Annotated in this window: 14 protein-coding genes; all 14 read right to left on the minus strand. The window is 67.8% G+C overall.

What is annotated here, in order from left to right; genetic code table 11:
• Positions 1 to 5 precede the first annotated feature (5 nt).
• The gene (gene mraY / locus OLSU_RS05530; RefSeq protein WP_013251963.1) at positions 6 to 1037 is read right to left on the minus strand and encodes a phospho-N-acetylmuramoyl-pentapeptide-transferase; all 1032 of its coding nucleotides are present in this window, start codon (positions 1035 to 1037) and stop codon (positions 6 to 8) included.
• Complete coding sequence (locus tag OLSU_RS05535; RefSeq protein WP_322785170.1) at positions 1037 to 2473, minus strand: UDP-N-acetylmuramoyl-tripeptide--D-alanyl-D-alanine ligase; 1437 nt, start codon at positions 2471 to 2473, stop codon at positions 1037 to 1039. The genes mraY and OLSU_RS05535 overlap by 1 nt, the downstream gene beginning before the upstream one ends.
• 35 nt (positions 2474 to 2508) lie before the next feature.
• Entirely contained in the window at positions 2509 to 4185 is a 1677-nt protein-coding gene (locus OLSU_RS05540) for a peptidoglycan D,D-transpeptidase FtsI family protein (RefSeq protein ID WP_013251965.1), read from the minus strand.
• Between the two features lie 113 nt (positions 4186 to 4298).
• Entirely contained in the window at positions 4299 to 4868 is a 570-nt protein-coding gene (locus tag OLSU_RS05545; RefSeq protein ID WP_013251966.1) for an FtsB/FtsL family cell division protein, read from the minus strand.
• Between the two features lie 143 nt (positions 4869 to 5011).
• Positions 5012 to 5983, minus strand: coding sequence for a 16S rRNA (cytosine(1402)-N(4))-methyltransferase RsmH (gene rsmH, locus OLSU_RS05550; protein WP_013251967.1), 972 nt, complete (start codon positions 5981 to 5983; stop codon positions 5012 to 5014).
• Positions 5984 to 6001: 18 nt separating this feature from the next.
• Positions 6002 to 6427 (minus strand): division/cell wall cluster transcriptional repressor MraZ, encoded by a 426-nt coding sequence (locus OLSU_RS05555; protein ID WP_013251968.1) that lies wholly within the window; start codon positions 6425 to 6427, stop codon positions 6002 to 6004.
• Positions 6428 to 6692: 265 nt separating this feature from the next.
• Positions 6693 to 7658 carry a site-specific tyrosine recombinase gene (locus OLSU_RS05560; protein WP_013251969.1) on the minus strand — a complete coding sequence of 322 codons (966 nt, stop codon included), beginning with the start codon at positions 7656 to 7658 and terminating at the stop codon, positions 6693 to 6695.
• Between the two features lie 24 nt (positions 7659 to 7682).
• Entirely contained in the window at positions 7683 to 9335 is a 1653-nt protein-coding gene (locus tag OLSU_RS05565) for a CTP synthase (RefSeq protein ID WP_013251970.1), read from the minus strand.
• Positions 9336 to 9417: 82 nt separating this feature from the next.
• Positions 9418 to 11058 (minus strand): DNA repair protein RecN, encoded by a 1641-nt coding sequence (recN, locus tag OLSU_RS05570; RefSeq protein WP_013251971.1) that lies wholly within the window; start codon positions 11056 to 11058, stop codon positions 9418 to 9420.
• 2 nt (positions 11059 to 11060) lie between these two features.
• The gene (locus tag OLSU_RS05575; protein WP_041549378.1) at positions 11061 to 11906 is read right to left on the minus strand and encodes an NAD(+)/NADH kinase; all 846 of its coding nucleotides are present in this window, start codon (positions 11904 to 11906) and stop codon (positions 11061 to 11063) included.
• Between the two features lie 46 nt (positions 11907 to 11952).
• On the minus strand, positions 11953 to 12735 hold the full coding sequence (locus OLSU_RS05580) for a TlyA family RNA methyltransferase (protein ID WP_013251973.1): 783 nt from the start codon (positions 12733 to 12735) through the stop codon (positions 11953 to 11955).
• 1 nt (position 12736) lies between these two features.
• Positions 12737 to 13030, minus strand: coding sequence for an exodeoxyribonuclease VII small subunit (locus OLSU_RS05585; RefSeq protein ID WP_013251974.1), 294 nt, complete (start codon positions 13028 to 13030; stop codon positions 12737 to 12739).
• A gap of 3 nt (positions 13031 to 13033) precedes the next feature.
• Positions 13034 to 13531, minus strand: a complete 498-nt coding sequence (nusB, locus tag OLSU_RS05590) for a transcription antitermination factor NusB (RefSeq protein ID WP_013251975.1) — start codon at positions 13529 to 13531, stop codon at positions 13034 to 13036.
• 5 nt (positions 13532 to 13536) lie between these two features.
• Positions 13537 to 13899 (minus strand): Asp23/Gls24 family envelope stress response protein, encoded by a 363-nt coding sequence (locus tag OLSU_RS05595; RefSeq protein WP_013251976.1) that lies wholly within the window; start codon positions 13897 to 13899, stop codon positions 13537 to 13539.
• Positions 13900 to 14005: the final 106 nt, after the last annotated feature.

Below are 14005 nucleotides of genomic sequence, written 5' to 3' on the forward strand. Positions count from 1 at the left end.
ACCTCCTAGCCCAGCTGGAAGTACAGGGCGAATCCCAGGGCTGCGAAGGCGGCCGAGACGATCCAGAAGCGAATGACGACCTTGGTCTCGCTCCAGCCCCTCTTCTCGAAGTGATGGTGGATCGGCGCCATGAGGAATACGCGCTTGCCGGTGGCCTTGAAGCTCACGACCTGGATGATGACCGAGAGGGCCTCGCAGATGAAGAGGCCGCCCATGATGAGCGAGGTGACCTCGGTCTTGGTGAGGACCGCGAGCGCGGCGAAGGCGGCGCCCAGGGCGAGCGAGCCCGTGTCGCCCATGAAGATGGATGCGGGGTAGCAGTTGTGCCAGAGGAAGCCCAGGCAGGCTCCGGCGATGGCCGCCGCGAACACGGCGAGGTCGATCTCGTCGTAGCTGAAGGCGACCATGGCCATGGCCAGCATCACGACGAGCGAGCAGCCGCTCGACAGGCCGTCGAGGCCGTCGGTCAGGTTGACGGCGTTGGAGAGGCCGGCCATCAGCAGGAAGACGAAGGCGACGTAGAGCCAGGGCACCTGGACCACGGTACCGTCGATGTTGAAGGTCGAACTGAGAACGCCGAGGTCGAGGGTGAAGCCGCCCGGGAACGAGATCACGGGCTCTATGCCGCAGGCGTTGGTGGCGACAAGGCAGAACGAGACGGAGATGAGGATGAGGCCGACCATCTTCTGGGAGGGCGTGAGCCCGAGCGAGCGCCTGTGCGCCACGGACTCGATGTCGTCCAACAGGCCGAGCGACCCGGTCGCGAGCATGGCGAGGACCGCAAGGACGAGCTTGGCGGTCCAGGTTACCTGCAGCAGGCAGGTGACGAGCACGCCGGCGAGCATGACGAGGCCGCCCATGGTGGGCGTGCCCTGCTTGACGAGGTGACGCTGGGGGCCGTCCGCCCTGATCTGCTGGCCGAGGCCCTCGTGGCGCATGAGCCTGATGAAGAGCGGCATGAGGGCGGCCGTGATGACGGCGGAGATGCCTATGGCAAGGAACACCTGATAAGTAGGGTAGTTTGGATTGCCAAGCATTACGCGAGGACTCCCTTCACGAAACGGTCGAGGCCTGAGGCGCGGGACGCCTTGGCAAGGACGAGGTCATCCTCGCCCAGCACGGGCGCGATGAGGTCGAGGGCGGCCTGGACGTCATCCACGCGCTCCATCCGATCCTCGGAGAATCCCATCGTGAGGGCCGCCTCGGCCATGGCCGCCGCATCATGGGTTCCCACAAGGACGAGCAGGTCGAGCGGCTTGGCCGCCGCATAGGCGCCAATGTAGCCGTGGAGGCGCGGCGCCTCGTCGCCCAGCTCGCCTACCTCACCCAGGACGGCCACGCGCCGTCCCGTGCAGGCCATGGAGCAAAGGACGTCGAGGGCGGCTGCCACGGAGCTGGGGGAGGCGTTGTACGAGTCGTCTATCATGCGAGGCCTTCCGGGGGCCGTGACGACCTCGAGGCGCATGTGCGTCTGGGGCATGCGGGCTATGCGGTCGAGCGCGTCGTGGCGGTCGACGCCCAGGCGGTCGCAGATCGCCATGGCGAGAAGGACGTCGCTCACGACGTGGCGTCCGGGCATACCCAGGGTGCAGGGCTCGCTCCAGCCGTCGGCAAAGGAGAGCTCGAAGCGGGGAAGCCCCCCGTCGTCGAGGGCGATGCCCCCGGCGCGGACGTCGTCGCACGGGCGGCCGCCGACATGGAGCACCTCGACGCCCGCAGGCGCAGCGTACTCGTCCTCTATCAGCGCGGCGAAGTCGTTGTCGCTCGTGAGGGCGAGACAGGGGCGTACGGCGCCCTGGGCCGAGGAGCTCGGCCGCATGCCCCCCACGATCTCCGCCTTGGCGCGGGCGATGCTCTCGCGCGAGCCCAGAAGGCCGATGTGGCTGGTGCCGACGTTGGTGATGAGGGCGACGGTCGGACGGGCGCAGGCAGCGAGGCGCGAGAGCTCGCCGGCGTGGTTCATGCCCATCTCCGCGACGACGACCTCATCGGAGGGGTCGGCCGAGAGGAGTGTGAGGGGCAGCCCGATGAGGTTGTTGAAGTTGCCGGCGGTGGCGTGCACCCGGAAGCGCGCGCGAAGCCCCGCGGCGAGCATGTCCTTGGTCGTGGTCTTGCCCACGGAGCCCGTCACGCCGACGACGGTCCACTGGGGGTTGAGGCGTCGCCACGCCCCCGCAAGGCGCAGGAGGAACTCCTCGCCGTCATCCCCCTCGGCGCGCAGCAGGGCACAGCCGTGGCGCTCGGCCGCCTCGGCGCAGCCCTTTGGGGCGGGACCGGTCAGCACGACGGTCGCCGCGCGCGCGAGCGCCTCGGACGCGAAGGCGTTGCCGTCGACGCGCTCCCCCGCAAACGCGACGAAGGCGACGCCTTCCGCCGCCTGGCGCGAGTCGAGCGTCACCGAGCGGACGACGCCGTCGCAAGGCCCGGCGACACGCGACGCCCCCGTCGCCTCAAGAATGTCTCGAACTGACATGCTCAGCATGTGTTCCTCCAAGTGGTTGGGATGCGTCACGAGCTGGGCTGCACGCCCATGTCGGACAGCGCCTCACCCATGATAGTCGAGAAGAGGGGCGCGGCCGAGGAGGTGGCCAGATAGGGCGTTCCGTTGAGTCCCACATAGACAAGGACCTCGGGGTCGTCCGCCGGGGCGAAGCCGATCAGGGAGCTGACGTAGCTGTAGGCCACGTAAGAGCCGCTCTCCCCGGCCTGCTCGCCCGTGCCGGTCTTGCCCGCAATGTCATAGCCGGCGACCTGGGCCCGCCTTGCCGTTCCCTCCTCGACGACCGTCCTCATGTAGTCGGTCACCCTGTCGCAGGTCTCCTTCGAGACGGACGCGCCCTTCGAGGGCCAGTCGACGCGCTGCCCCCCCTTGCTCACGAGGAAGTGGGGGGTGATGAGGGAGCCGTCGTTTGCGATGGAGCCGATGGCCTGCACCATCTGGACGAGGGGTATGGCGAGCGACTGGCCGAAGGACATCGACCCCAGTGACGCGCCGTCGTACTCGACGCGGGACTTCACCAGCCCGTCCACCTCGCCCGGGTAGTCGATGCCCGTCTTCTGGCCTATCTGGAAGCCGCTGACGCCCTGGGCGAAGGCGTCCGCGCCGATGCGCGTCTGGGCGACGGTGGCGATGCCGACGTTCGACGAGCGTCGCAGGATCTCCCGGAGGTCCATGTCCATGGTGTAGTCGCGCGAGTCATCGTCGCGAACCGTGTCGTCCCCCACCTCGACCGACGCGGGGACGGAGAAGACGTCGTCGTCACGGACGGAGCCCGACTCGAGGCCGATGGCCTCGGTCAGTATCTTGAAGATGGAGCCGGGCTCGAACGAGGACGAGACGGGCTTGAGGTTGAGGGCGCCCTCCTCGATGACGGAGGTGTCCGTGATGTCGAACAGCGGGGTCGAGCACGCGGCGAGGATCTCGCCCGTGGCGGGGTCGCTCACCATGACCGACCCGGAATCGGCATCGTAGTCGTCCACGCCCTGTCTGATGGTCTTCTCGGCGACCTCCTGGATCCCGATGTCGAGCGAGATGACGATGTCGGTGCCGTTCTGGGCCTCGGTCGTGGTCGTCGACGCACCGGCGATGGGCGTCCCACCGCTGCCGGTCTCGAAGATGACCTCGCCGTTGGTCCCCTTGAGAATGTCGTTGTAGTAGAGCTCGAGACCCGAGAGCCCGTCGCCGTCGGTGCCAACGATGCCCAGGACCTGCCCCCCCACGTTGCCGTAGGGATAGACGCGCTTGGTGTCGTCGAGGTAGTAGACTCCCTTGACCCCACGCTCCTTGAGACGGTCTTTGATGCTCGCGGCATCGTTGGTGTTGACCTGGCGTCTGATGTAGGAGAAGGTCGAGTTGCCCGTGAGGGAGTCCACGTAGCTCGAGGCGTCACCTCCCAGCACGTCCGCCATGATCGCGGCGGCGCCGTTGGGGTCGTTGACCTCCCGGGGATTGCAGTAGATGGTCTTGCAGTCCTGGCTCATGGCCAGGACGTTGCCGTTGCGGTCGTATATCGTTCCGCGCTTCGCCTGGACCACCACGACGTTCTGCCTGCGCGCGGCGGCGGCGGAGCGCAGGCTGTTGGCATCAACGACCTGGAGCCACACGAGCTTGGAGGCGCAGAGCAGCATGACGACGCCCATGAGGGCCATCACGGCGAGGGCCGCAGCGTCGAAGTCGGGTGCCATGCCGCGTCGTCGTGGGCCCAGACGGCGGCGAGGCGCCTCGTCATACGAAGCGCCCGGCACGTAATCCCGCTGGTAGCGGCTATGTTCGTCTTGGTGTCTCACGGCCTAAGAGTCTACAGCGTCACGGCGTTGGATCCGGCCTCTTGCACGCCCTGCGCATCATCTGCAGAAGCCTTCTGGGCCTCCTTCCACGCCGCGACCCCACCATCAGACGAATCGCCTGCGGCGTCGGCGTCCTGCTGGGCCCGTGACTGCTGGCCAGACGCCTGCGCCGCATCCCCGATGGTCACGCTGTCGGTCGACGTCGGGTAGACCATGCCGTAGTTCTGGGTGGCAATGCGGTCGATGCGCGTCGAGCTGGAGAGCACCGAGCGCTCTATCTTGAGGTCGCCGTTCAGAGCGCGCGCGTCGTCGATGCCCTCCTCGAGCGCCACGTTCTGCTGGAGGATACCAACCGTCGCGGATGTGAGGAGCACGCGACAGGCGCCAAGGGCCACGAATAGCGACGCGACGGCGACGAAGGCCCTGAGGCGCTGCACGAAGGCGCGCGAGACCCCCTCGCGCGCGCGGGCGTCGAGCCCGCCGCCTTCGACGACCTCGAAGGGTGCGCGCCCGCGATCTTGCCGAGGGTGCCTCCCCTCGACGACGTCGAGGTCAAAGGCCTCGGAACCCCAATAGCCCATCGTGCTTCCTCTCTAGGCGACAGGCACGGGGCCTGTCGTAGGTGGTGTGTTGGTAGTGCGTTTAAGCTGCATTCGGGTACGTTGTGCTTCGTTTGTGCCGCTATGCCCACGGCCTCGCGGCCGGATGAGCCGATCCCTTCGCCCTACGCACCCACCTCGGTGACGTCGAGCTTGACCGCCACGCGCATGAGCGCGCTTCTCGCCCGGGGGTTGCGCGCGACCTCGGCGTCGGACGCGACGAGGGGACGTCTCGTCCTGACATCGACTATCGGCACGTGACCGCAGGCGCACACCGGAAGGTCTGGCGGGCAGACGCAACCCTGCGAGAGTTCCGTGAAGACGTGCTTTACGATGCGGTCCTCGAGCGAGTGGTAGGAGATGACGCAGATCCTGCCGCCCGTGTTGGCCCAGCGGACGGCCGCCCTCAGGCCCTGGTCCAACGCATCGAGCTCGTGGTTCACCTCGATGCGCAGGGCCTGGAAGGTCTTGCGCGCGGGGTGGCCCCCGTGCCTGCGTCCTGCCGCCGGAATGGCCGCCTTTATGACCTCGACCAATTGGAGAGTGGTCTCGATCGGGGCCTTCTCGCGCGTGCGCACGATCTGTCGCGCGATGCGGGTGGCGTTCCTCTCGTCCCCGTATACGCGGAGGATCCGGGCGAGGTCTGCTTCGTTGTAGCTGTTGGTGACCTCTGCTGCGGTTAGGGTGTTGTCACCCGGACCCATGCGCATGTCGAGTGGGGCGTCCTCGTGGTAGGAGAAGCCCCTTTCTGGGATGTCGAGCTGGGGGGACGAGACTCCGATGTCGAAGAGGAAGCAGTCAACGCCGGGTACCTCCGCCTGGACCAGGAGGTCGTCAAGGGAGGCGAAGTTGCCCTTGAGGAAGCGTCTCCTCGCCGTGGGCAGCTCGCGCTCGAAGCGTGCGGAGGCGGCGTCGAGGGCCATGTCGTCCTGGTCGATGCCGAGCGAGAGCCCATCGGGCTGGATGCGCCTGGCCATCTCGAGCGTGTGGCCGGCCCCTCCCAGGGTGCAGTCGCAGACGGTCTCGCCCGGCCGGGGGTCGAGCTCGGCGATGACCTCGTCGATCATCACGGGTACGTGCCGATATTCGCTTGTCAAGCCGCCCACTCCCCTCGCCTAGCCGAACATCAGGTCCTCGAGGTCGTCGTCTGCCATCTCGCGGTCGAAGCGGTCGGCATCCCAGATCTCGAAGTGGTCGCCTGCCCCGACGACGGCGACCGCACGCTCGATGGAGCGCTTGGCGAGCTTCGTGGCGTCGAGCTTCCCGAGGGCCAGGCGGCCGGCCGAGTCAAGGTCGAGCGTGACCGTCGAGGCGAGAAGCTTCATCTGAAGCCTGACGTCCTTGGGGTTACGCGGATTGGGCTTGCCATCCTCGAAGAAGCTGGCGACCCAGGCCTGGTGGCTCTCGGGAGTGAAGCCATAGAGCGCGTCACCAACGGGGACGAGGCAGACCTGCTCGTCAAACTGCCTGCGGAAGGGGGCCGGAAGGGTCACGCGCTGCTTGGCATCCAAGTTGTGCCTGTAGGTGCCTGTCAGGTACATGTCCCCCCTCTCTTCCTCAGGGAGCCCCCCGTTGAAAACGTGAGTCCAACTATAGGGTCAAATCCCCCACTTCGCAACACTTAGCGACTTTTTCCGACACATCGAAGTTCCACTCCTCCCTGGTCGCCTCAGCCGAGAAGAAAGCACCCCAGATGTTGTGAGAACGTCCGTTCCTCACCACAAACGTCAAGGGGCGTCCGACTGACCAGATGTGTTCGAGTTGTGGATGCGCTTGGGGGGCGAGCGGGAACCTGCGGGCGCTCCGTCAGCGCGAATGCCGCCTGTCCGCCCGGGGATGCGCCGCGAGATAGGCCATGCGCACATGCGTCCGGTCCACGTGGGTGTAGAGCTGAGTGGTGGAGATGCTCGCGTGGCCCAGGAGCTCCTGGACCGCCCGCAGGTCCATGCCGCCCTCGAGCAAGTGCGTCGCATAGCTGTGACGCAGGCTGTGGGGATGCAGCCCCTCGATGCCCGTCAGGCGACCGTAGCGCTCGACGATGCCGAACACGGCCTGACGCGAGATCTTGGTGCCACGCGAACCCAAGAACACCGCAGGGCAGATGCGGGGCGGCTTCAGCAGGAGGGGACGCCAGTCTTCGAGGTAGCTTCCCAAAGCCCGTGCCGCGGTGCCCAGGATCGGGACGACGCGCTCCTTGGATCCCTTGCCCAGGATGCGCAGGACCTCATCGTCCAGGAGCACGTCGCGCAGCTCGAGGCTGCAGAGCTCGGAGACGCGAAGGCCGCAGCCATAGAGCACCTCGAGGATCGCCTTGTCACGGTAGAAGCGTGCGGCGCCGCTGTCGTCCGTCCCGCCGTCGGCCAGCGCACGGGGAGCCGGTCGGCACGCATCCTGGAAGGGTTCGTCCAGCAGGCGGAACACCTGCTCGTGCGAGAGCGTGTCAGGTAGGTGGAGCGCCTTCCTGGGCAAGGGGAGGTCGGCTGTCGGGTGGTTCTCCGTGATCTGCTCGGACACCATGAAGCGGTGGAACCCCTTGATGGCGGCAACGCTGCGCTGCACCGAGGAGGGGCTGAGCCCCCCCTCGGCCAGGGTCTCGAGATAGGCCTCTATGTCATGCCGGCTGACGGCATCGGGGTCGTCCGCGCCCCTCCCCCTGAGATGGGCGACGTAGCGGCCCAGGTCCCGACCATAGGCCTCGAGCGTGTTCGGGGAACTGCCCCTCTCGATGGCGAGATAGTTCAGGTACTCGTCCTTTGCCCTGGTCAGATCCACCGAAGCGTCCTCCGTAAGGGCCTGCTACGCGTCGAGCGCGGGGCTGATGTCGCGGCGGGCGCAACCGTCATGGCGCGCGATGGAGGCGCGGACGAACTCGCGGAAGAGCGGGGCCGGGTTGGTCGGGCGGCTCTTAAACTCGGGGTGCGCCTGGGACGCGACGAACCAGGGGTGGACGTCCTCGGGGAGCTCGACCATCTCGACGAGGCGCTCGTCGGGCGAGAGGCCGCCGATGACGAGCCCGGCCTCGGTGAGCTGCTTGCGGAAGGCGTTGTTGACCTCGAAGCGGTGGCGGTGACGCTCGTAGACGAGGCCCTCGCCGTAGGCCTCGAGCGCCAGCGGACCCGTGACCTTGCAGGGATAGGCGCCCAGGCGCATGGTGCCGCCCTTGTCAGTCACGTCCTCCTGGTCGGGCATGAGGTCTATGACCGGAAAGTCGCAGTCGGGCACGAACTCGGAGGAGTTGGCGCCAGGCATGCTGCAGACGTTGCGGGCGAACTCGCTGACGGCGACCTGCAGTCCCAGGCAGATGCCCAGGTACGGGATCTTCTGGGTGCGGGCACGGGTGGCCGAGAGGATCTTGCCCTCGACGCCGCGCTGTCCGAAGCCGCCCGGGACGAGAATGCCGTCGGCATCTCCCAGGACCTCGTCGACGTTGCCCTCGCAGAGCTCCTCGCCGTCCACGAGGGTGATGCTGACGTGGCGGCCATAGTAGACGCCCGAGTGGTGCAGCGCCTCGATGACGGAGAGGTAGGCATCGGGGAGCTGGACGTACTTGCCGACGACCTTGATCTCGACGGCGTCGTCCTGGTCGTTGGCTGCGTGCAGGGCGTCGGTGAAGGATGTCCACTCCCCCAGGTGGCTCTCGCGCGGATCGAGCCCGAGCTTCTGGCAGACCTTCACGTCAAAGCCCTGGGCAGCGAGATGGGCGGGCACGTCGTAGATCGAGGGGCAGTCGGAGTTCTCGAACACGCAGTCCTCGTCCACGTCGCAGAAGTGGGCGATCTTGGCGCGGATGGAGGCGTCGACCTCGTGGTCCGAGCGACACACAATGAAGTCCGGCTGGATGCCCATGGAGCGCAGCTCCTTGACGGAGTGCTGCGTCGGCTTGGTCTTGACCTCGTGGGCGGCAGCGATGTAGGGGACGAGGGAGCAGTGGATGACCAGGGTCTCCCCCGGCCCCTTGTCCTTGCGAAACTGGCGGATGGCCTCGACGAAGGACTGGCCCTCGATGTCGCCGATGGTGCCACCCAGCTCGGTGATCACGACATCGGCCTGGGTCTGCTCCTCGATGCGCAGGAAGCGGCTCTTGATCTCGTTGGTGACGTGCGGGATGACCTGCACGGTGCCGCCCAGGAAGTCACCCGCGCGCTCGCGCGAGATCAGGCTCTGGTAGATGAGGCCCGTGGTGAAGTTCGAGTTGCGCGTGAGGTTCTCGTCTATGAAGCGCTCGTAGTGGCCCAGGTCGAGGTCGGTCTCCTTGCCGTCCTCGGTGACGAAGACCTCGCCATGCTGAAACGGGCTCATGGTGCCGGGATCGACGTTGAGGTACGGGTCGGCCTTCTGCATCATGACCTTATAGCCGCGTGACTTCAGCAGGCGGCCGAGCGAGGCGGCCGTGATGCCCTTGCCGAGGGACGATACGACGCCGCCGGTCACGAAAATGTGTTTTGTCATGCGTGAGCCTTCCCGTAACGAGTCCGTGTGACTTCTCTACGGGACTCAATCATACGACCATCCTCATGCGTTCACATTTCGCCTACCGAATTTTTTGCGAGGCCGCTGCGGCGAGCATCTCGCGCGCGTGGTCGAGGGAGGTCTGCGTCTGGTCTCCCGAGAGCATGCGTGCGACCTCCTCCACGCGCTCGTCGCCGGAGATCTCCTCGATGGTCGTCTCAGGCACGGCGTCCCCCACCTTCGAGACCAGGTAGTGACGGTCCCCCACGACCGCGACCTGGGCGAGGTGCGTGACCACGATGACCTGGTGGCTTTGCGCGAGGTGCGAGAGGACCTGGGCGAGGGCCACGGCGGTCGCCCCGCCCACGCCGGCATCCACCTCGTCGAAGACGAGCGTGTCGATGCCATCCGCATCGCCGAGGACCACCTTGCAGGCAAGCATCACGCGGGACGCCTCGCCACCCGACGCGATGCGCCTGAGCGGGCGCGCCGTGAGGCCTGCGGCGGGACGATACATGAGCTCGATGCGACTGGGTCCCTGGCTCGACCACTGGGCCCGATCGAGGCGCTCCTGGCACACCTCCAGCTCGGCGGTTCCCATCTCGAGAAACGCCATCTGCTCGGTGACGGCGCGGGCGAGCCGGGGGGCGCTGTCCGCGCGCGCGGCGTCGAGGGCGTCGGCGGAGCGGGCGAGGTCCCGCTCCGCAGCGTCGAGGGCCTCCTGCGCCTGGCGGACGAGCCCCTCCCCATCGCGGGCCGCGTCGACGAGCTCCGCAGCCCACCGACGGTGGTCGAGGACGTCCTGGATGCGCGGGCCCCAGCTGCGCAGGAGCCCCTGGATCTGGGACATGCGCGCCTGCAGGCGGTCCAGGGTCTCGGGGTCGAAGTCGACGGAGTCCTCGTAGCGGCGCAGGTCGCCCGCGACGTCCTCGATGTCGATGAGCGAGCTCTCGAGCCGGTCGGCAAGGGAGGAGAGCCGCGTGTCGTACGATGCCGCCCCTCGCAGCAGGGCGATGGCTGACGAGAGCGCATCGGAGACTCCCTCGTCGCCCGAGAGGCCGTCGCGCGCGCCCCCTGCGGCGCGCAGCAGCGCCTCGGCATGCTCGGCCCGCGGGAGCGTCTCCTCGAGCTCCTCGTACTCACCCTCCCGCAGGCCCACCTCGTCGATGCGACGCAGGACGAAGGAAGCCTCGTCGAAGCGCTCGTCGGCACCGCGGCTCATCTCGCGGACGCGCTCGAGCTCTGCGGCGGCGGCCCGGGCGTGGGCAAGGCAGTCCTGGTAGGCCGCGAGCGGTACGGATGCGGCCTCGCCCGCCCAGGCGTCCAGGAGCTCGACGTGCGAGGCGACCTGCATCAGGCGCTGGTGCTCGTGCTGGCCGCAGAGGTCTATCGTCGAGCCCACGCCTTGGGCCAGCTCGCGCACGGAGGCCATGCGCCCATCGATCTCGACGCGCCCGCGGCCTTCGGCCTCGACCCTGCGTCGCACCACCACGCCCTCGGCATCCGACGCGGAGAGGAAGACGCGGCCCTCGACAACCAGCCCATCGGCACCCTCTCGCACGGCACTCGCGTCAGAGCGCTCGCCCATCAGGAGCTGTATGGACGAGAGGAGCGCGGACTTGCCCGCCCCCGTCTCCCCCGTCAGCACGGTGAGTCCTGGCGCGGGGGCTATGGTCGCGTCACGGATGAGGGCGACGTCCTGCACGTGCAGCTCGTCGATCATGGCTAGGCTTGCCCGTAGAAGACGCGCGAGACGGACTCGTAGAAGCTCTTGGAGCTGTGGTCCAGGAGGATGAGGTCGCCACGGCCGCGACGCACGGTGGCCCGCAGGCCCTTGCAATCGCCCAGGATGGGCTGGCCGTCGGCGAAGAACAGCCGCTGGACGTCGCGCTCGGGGTTGATCTTGATCTCGACGACGTCCGAGGGGGCCGTCAGGAAGGCGCGCGCCATGATGGTATGCGGCGCGACGGGCACGCACACCATGCCGGCGAACCCGGGGGTGACGATGGGCCCTCCGGCAGCGAGGGCATAGCCCGTCGAGCCGGTCGCGGTGGCCACCACGAAGCCGTCCCCACGGAGGCGGTCGATGTGATGGCCCGAGACCTCGACGTCGAAGACGATCATGTCCCCCTTGGCCCCATGGCCGAGGGAGAGGTCGTTCAGGGCGAAGCGGCGCTCCGTGACCAGCGTGCCGTCGCTCGCCTCGGCCTCCAGCTCGACGTCGAGCGTGGCCCGACGCGACGCGTGCATGCCCCCATCGAGCGCGTCGTCCACGGAGGCAAGGAGCTCATCCGGGCCACCGCAGGTCAGAAAGCCGAGATGGCCGTACGAGATGCCCATGACGGGGATCTCCGCATAGCCGACGATGCGTGCCGCACGCAGCAGCGTGCCGTCACCGCCCAGCGACACGACCAGGCCGACATCGGCGGCGTCGACGATGCGGTCGGGATAGCGCTTCTTGTCGTGGGCCCACCGTACCTCGACCCCCCTGCCCTCGAGGTGCTCTGCCAGAGCGCCTGCGCCCTCGACCGCCTCGGGCCGGGAGTAGTTGGGGACGAGAAGGACCTTCACGAACATCACTCCCTCGGGAGAGGCTTGCCGTTGTGGGAAGAGTGTATCACCACGCCCGCGCGACCACCTCCGCGAGGTCGAGGTCACGGCCTTGCCCCCCACGCTCCCCCAAGAGCAGGAACTCGCGGTTGCCCTTGTGCCCCGTGATGGGGCTGGGACAGGCGGCGACGGGGCCGAGCCCATGGCCCCGGAAGGCGGTGGCGACCGATTCGAGCGAGGCGAGCCACACGGCAGGGTCGCTCACCACGCCGCCCTCCCCCACCTCGTCACGGGCCGCCTCGAACTGGGGCTTGACGAGCGTCAGGAAGCGCCCGTCAGGTCGCAGGAGCTCAAGGACCGCCGGAAGCACCGTGCGGACCGACGTGAAGGAGACGTCGCACACCGCAAGGCCCATGGTCGAGCGGGTCTCGTCGTCGGGAAGGTCGACCACGTTGGTGCGCTCGCGAAGCGTCACGCGAGGGTCCCTGCGCAGACGCCAGTCGAACTGCGCGTATCCCACGTCAACGGCCAGCACGCTCTTGGCACCATGCCTGAGCAGGCAGTCCGTGAAGCCCCCCGTGGAGCAGCCCACATCCAGGCAGGAAAGCCCCCGAGGGTCCACGTGGAACGCCGCGAGGGCGTGCTCGAGCTTGAGGGCCCCACGTCCCACATAGGGAAGATGACCCCTGACGTGCAGGGCCAACCCAGGCCTCACCTGCTCTCCCGGTGAGGTGAGGCGACGACCGCTCGTGGATACGTCTCCGGCCATGACCGCGCGGAGCGCCTCGTCGGCCGAGGCAAAGAGCCCCTGGTCGACGAGCTCCTCGTCCAGGCGGTGACGACGCACCATGCTAGGCGTCTTCGCCTTGGGCCGTATCGAGGATGGCTGGCATCGGCTTCGCCGCCTCGGCGCCGCCGGCGTCCGGACCGGTCGACTCGAGGCGCAACCTCGCCTCCTCCTCGGGCGTGAAGTCGACCGCGTCGACCAGGCCAACTCCCCTGGAGCCGATGGCCACGGCCTCGTCGTAGAGGTCGAGGGAGCGCTCGAGCGAGATGCCCTTGTCGCGGACGAGGTCGACGATCTCGTCGAGCCTGTCATTGACCTGCTGGAACGTCTTGTATGCGGAGGTGTCGGGCTTGGCCATGCGCTAATCCCCCACCTGCTCGGGCTCCGCGCAGGCGGCCTCCTCGGCCAGCTGGGCGCGGGCGGAGGAGATGACGTCCTCGCCCAGCTCGAGCCGGGCGGCGACGCGGCCGAGCAGGCCGTTGACGAAGCGTGAGGACTCAGCGGTGCCGTACGCCTTCGCAAGCTCCACGCACTCGTCGATCGCGATGGGCGTGGCGACCTCGTCGACCTCGAGCATCTCGTAGAGGGCGAGGCGCAGGAGGTTGCGGTCCACGGACGGCATGCGCGAGATGCTCCAGTTGGAGGAGGTGACCGCGATGATGGCGTCGAGGTCGGTGCGCATGTCGTCGACACCGCGGGCGAGCGACTCGCCAAACGGGTCGAGCGGCCCCTGGGTGAGCGCGTAGTCACCCTCGAGGACCTCGAACACGCTGCGGCCGGTCGCCTCCGCCTGGAAGAGGAGCTGCAGGGCCTGACTACGGGCAAGCGTGCGCCCGCCGAAGTGTGACGTTTCGGACACCCGGGTTACTCCTTGGGAAAGACGAGGCTGTCGATGCAGACGTCGACGGCACCGACCTCGACGCCGATCTGCTCGCTGACGGCATCGGAGACGGCGCCGCGTACGGCTGCAGCGAGCTTGGTGAAGGGGTAGCCGTAGAAGACGGCGAGGTGGACGACGACCCTAAGCTTTCCGTCCTCGACACGGGACTCGACGGCCGCCTCGGGGGAGACGGAACGGCTCGTGAAGACGGAGACGAGGCTGGAGGCGATGTCGTTGCCGCCGACGCGCACGACGCCCTCGACCTCCTCGACCGCCATCGTGACGACCTGCGAGACGACTCGCCGGGAAACGCCTATGCCAGAGATGAACAGTTCGGTTTCGCCCATGGGTATCCTTTCGCGACGGTGCGGACGCACCTGGACAAACGTGACACGAGCGTGACGATTGCACCGATTATAGGCCTTGGGAGGAAGCGGTGGCCTATAGAAGGGC

It is taken from the genome of Olsenella uli DSM 7084 (assembly GCF_000143845.1).
Taxonomy (GTDB): domain Bacteria; phylum Actinomycetota; class Coriobacteriia; order Coriobacteriales; family Atopobiaceae; genus Olsenella; species Olsenella uli.

Excerpts from the sequence above, each read along its gene's own strand:
- mraY (WP_013251963.1), bottom strand. The coding sequence starts at position 1,037 with ATGCTTGGCAATCCAAACTACCCTACTTATCAGGTGTTCCTTGCCATA.
- OLSU_RS05565 (WP_013251970.1), bottom strand. The coding sequence starts at position 9,335 with ATGACAAAACACATTTTCGTGACCGGCGGCGTCGTATCGTCCCTCGGC.
- OLSU_RS05585 (WP_013251974.1), bottom strand. The coding sequence starts at position 13,030 with ATGGCCAAGCCCGACACCTCCGCATACAAGACGTTCCAGCAGGTCAAT.
- OLSU_RS05540 (WP_013251965.1), bottom strand. The coding sequence starts at position 4,185 with ATGGCACCCGACTTCGACGCTGCGGCCCTCGCCGTGATGGCCCTCATG.
- recN (WP_013251971.1), bottom strand. The coding sequence starts at position 11,058 with ATGATCGACGAGCTGCACGTGCAGGACGTCGCCCTCATCCGTGACGCG.
- OLSU_RS05580 (WP_013251973.1), bottom strand. The coding sequence starts at position 12,735 with ATGGTGCGTCGTCACCGCCTGGACGAGGAGCTCGTCGACCAGGGGCTC.
- OLSU_RS05545 (WP_013251966.1), bottom strand. The coding sequence starts at position 4,868 with ATGGGCTATTGGGGTTCCGAGGCCTTTGACCTCGACGTCGTCGAGGGG.
- OLSU_RS05555 (WP_013251968.1), bottom strand. The coding sequence starts at position 6,427 with ATGTACCTGACAGGCACCTACAGGCACAACTTGGATGCCAAGCAGCGC.
- OLSU_RS05535 (WP_322785170.1), bottom strand. The coding sequence starts at position 2,473 with ATGTCAGTTCGAGACATTCTTGAGGCGACGGGGGCGTCGCGTGTCGCC.
- OLSU_RS05595 (WP_013251976.1), bottom strand. The coding sequence starts at position 13,899 with ATGGGCGAAACCGAACTGTTCATCTCTGGCATAGGCGTTTCCCGGCGA.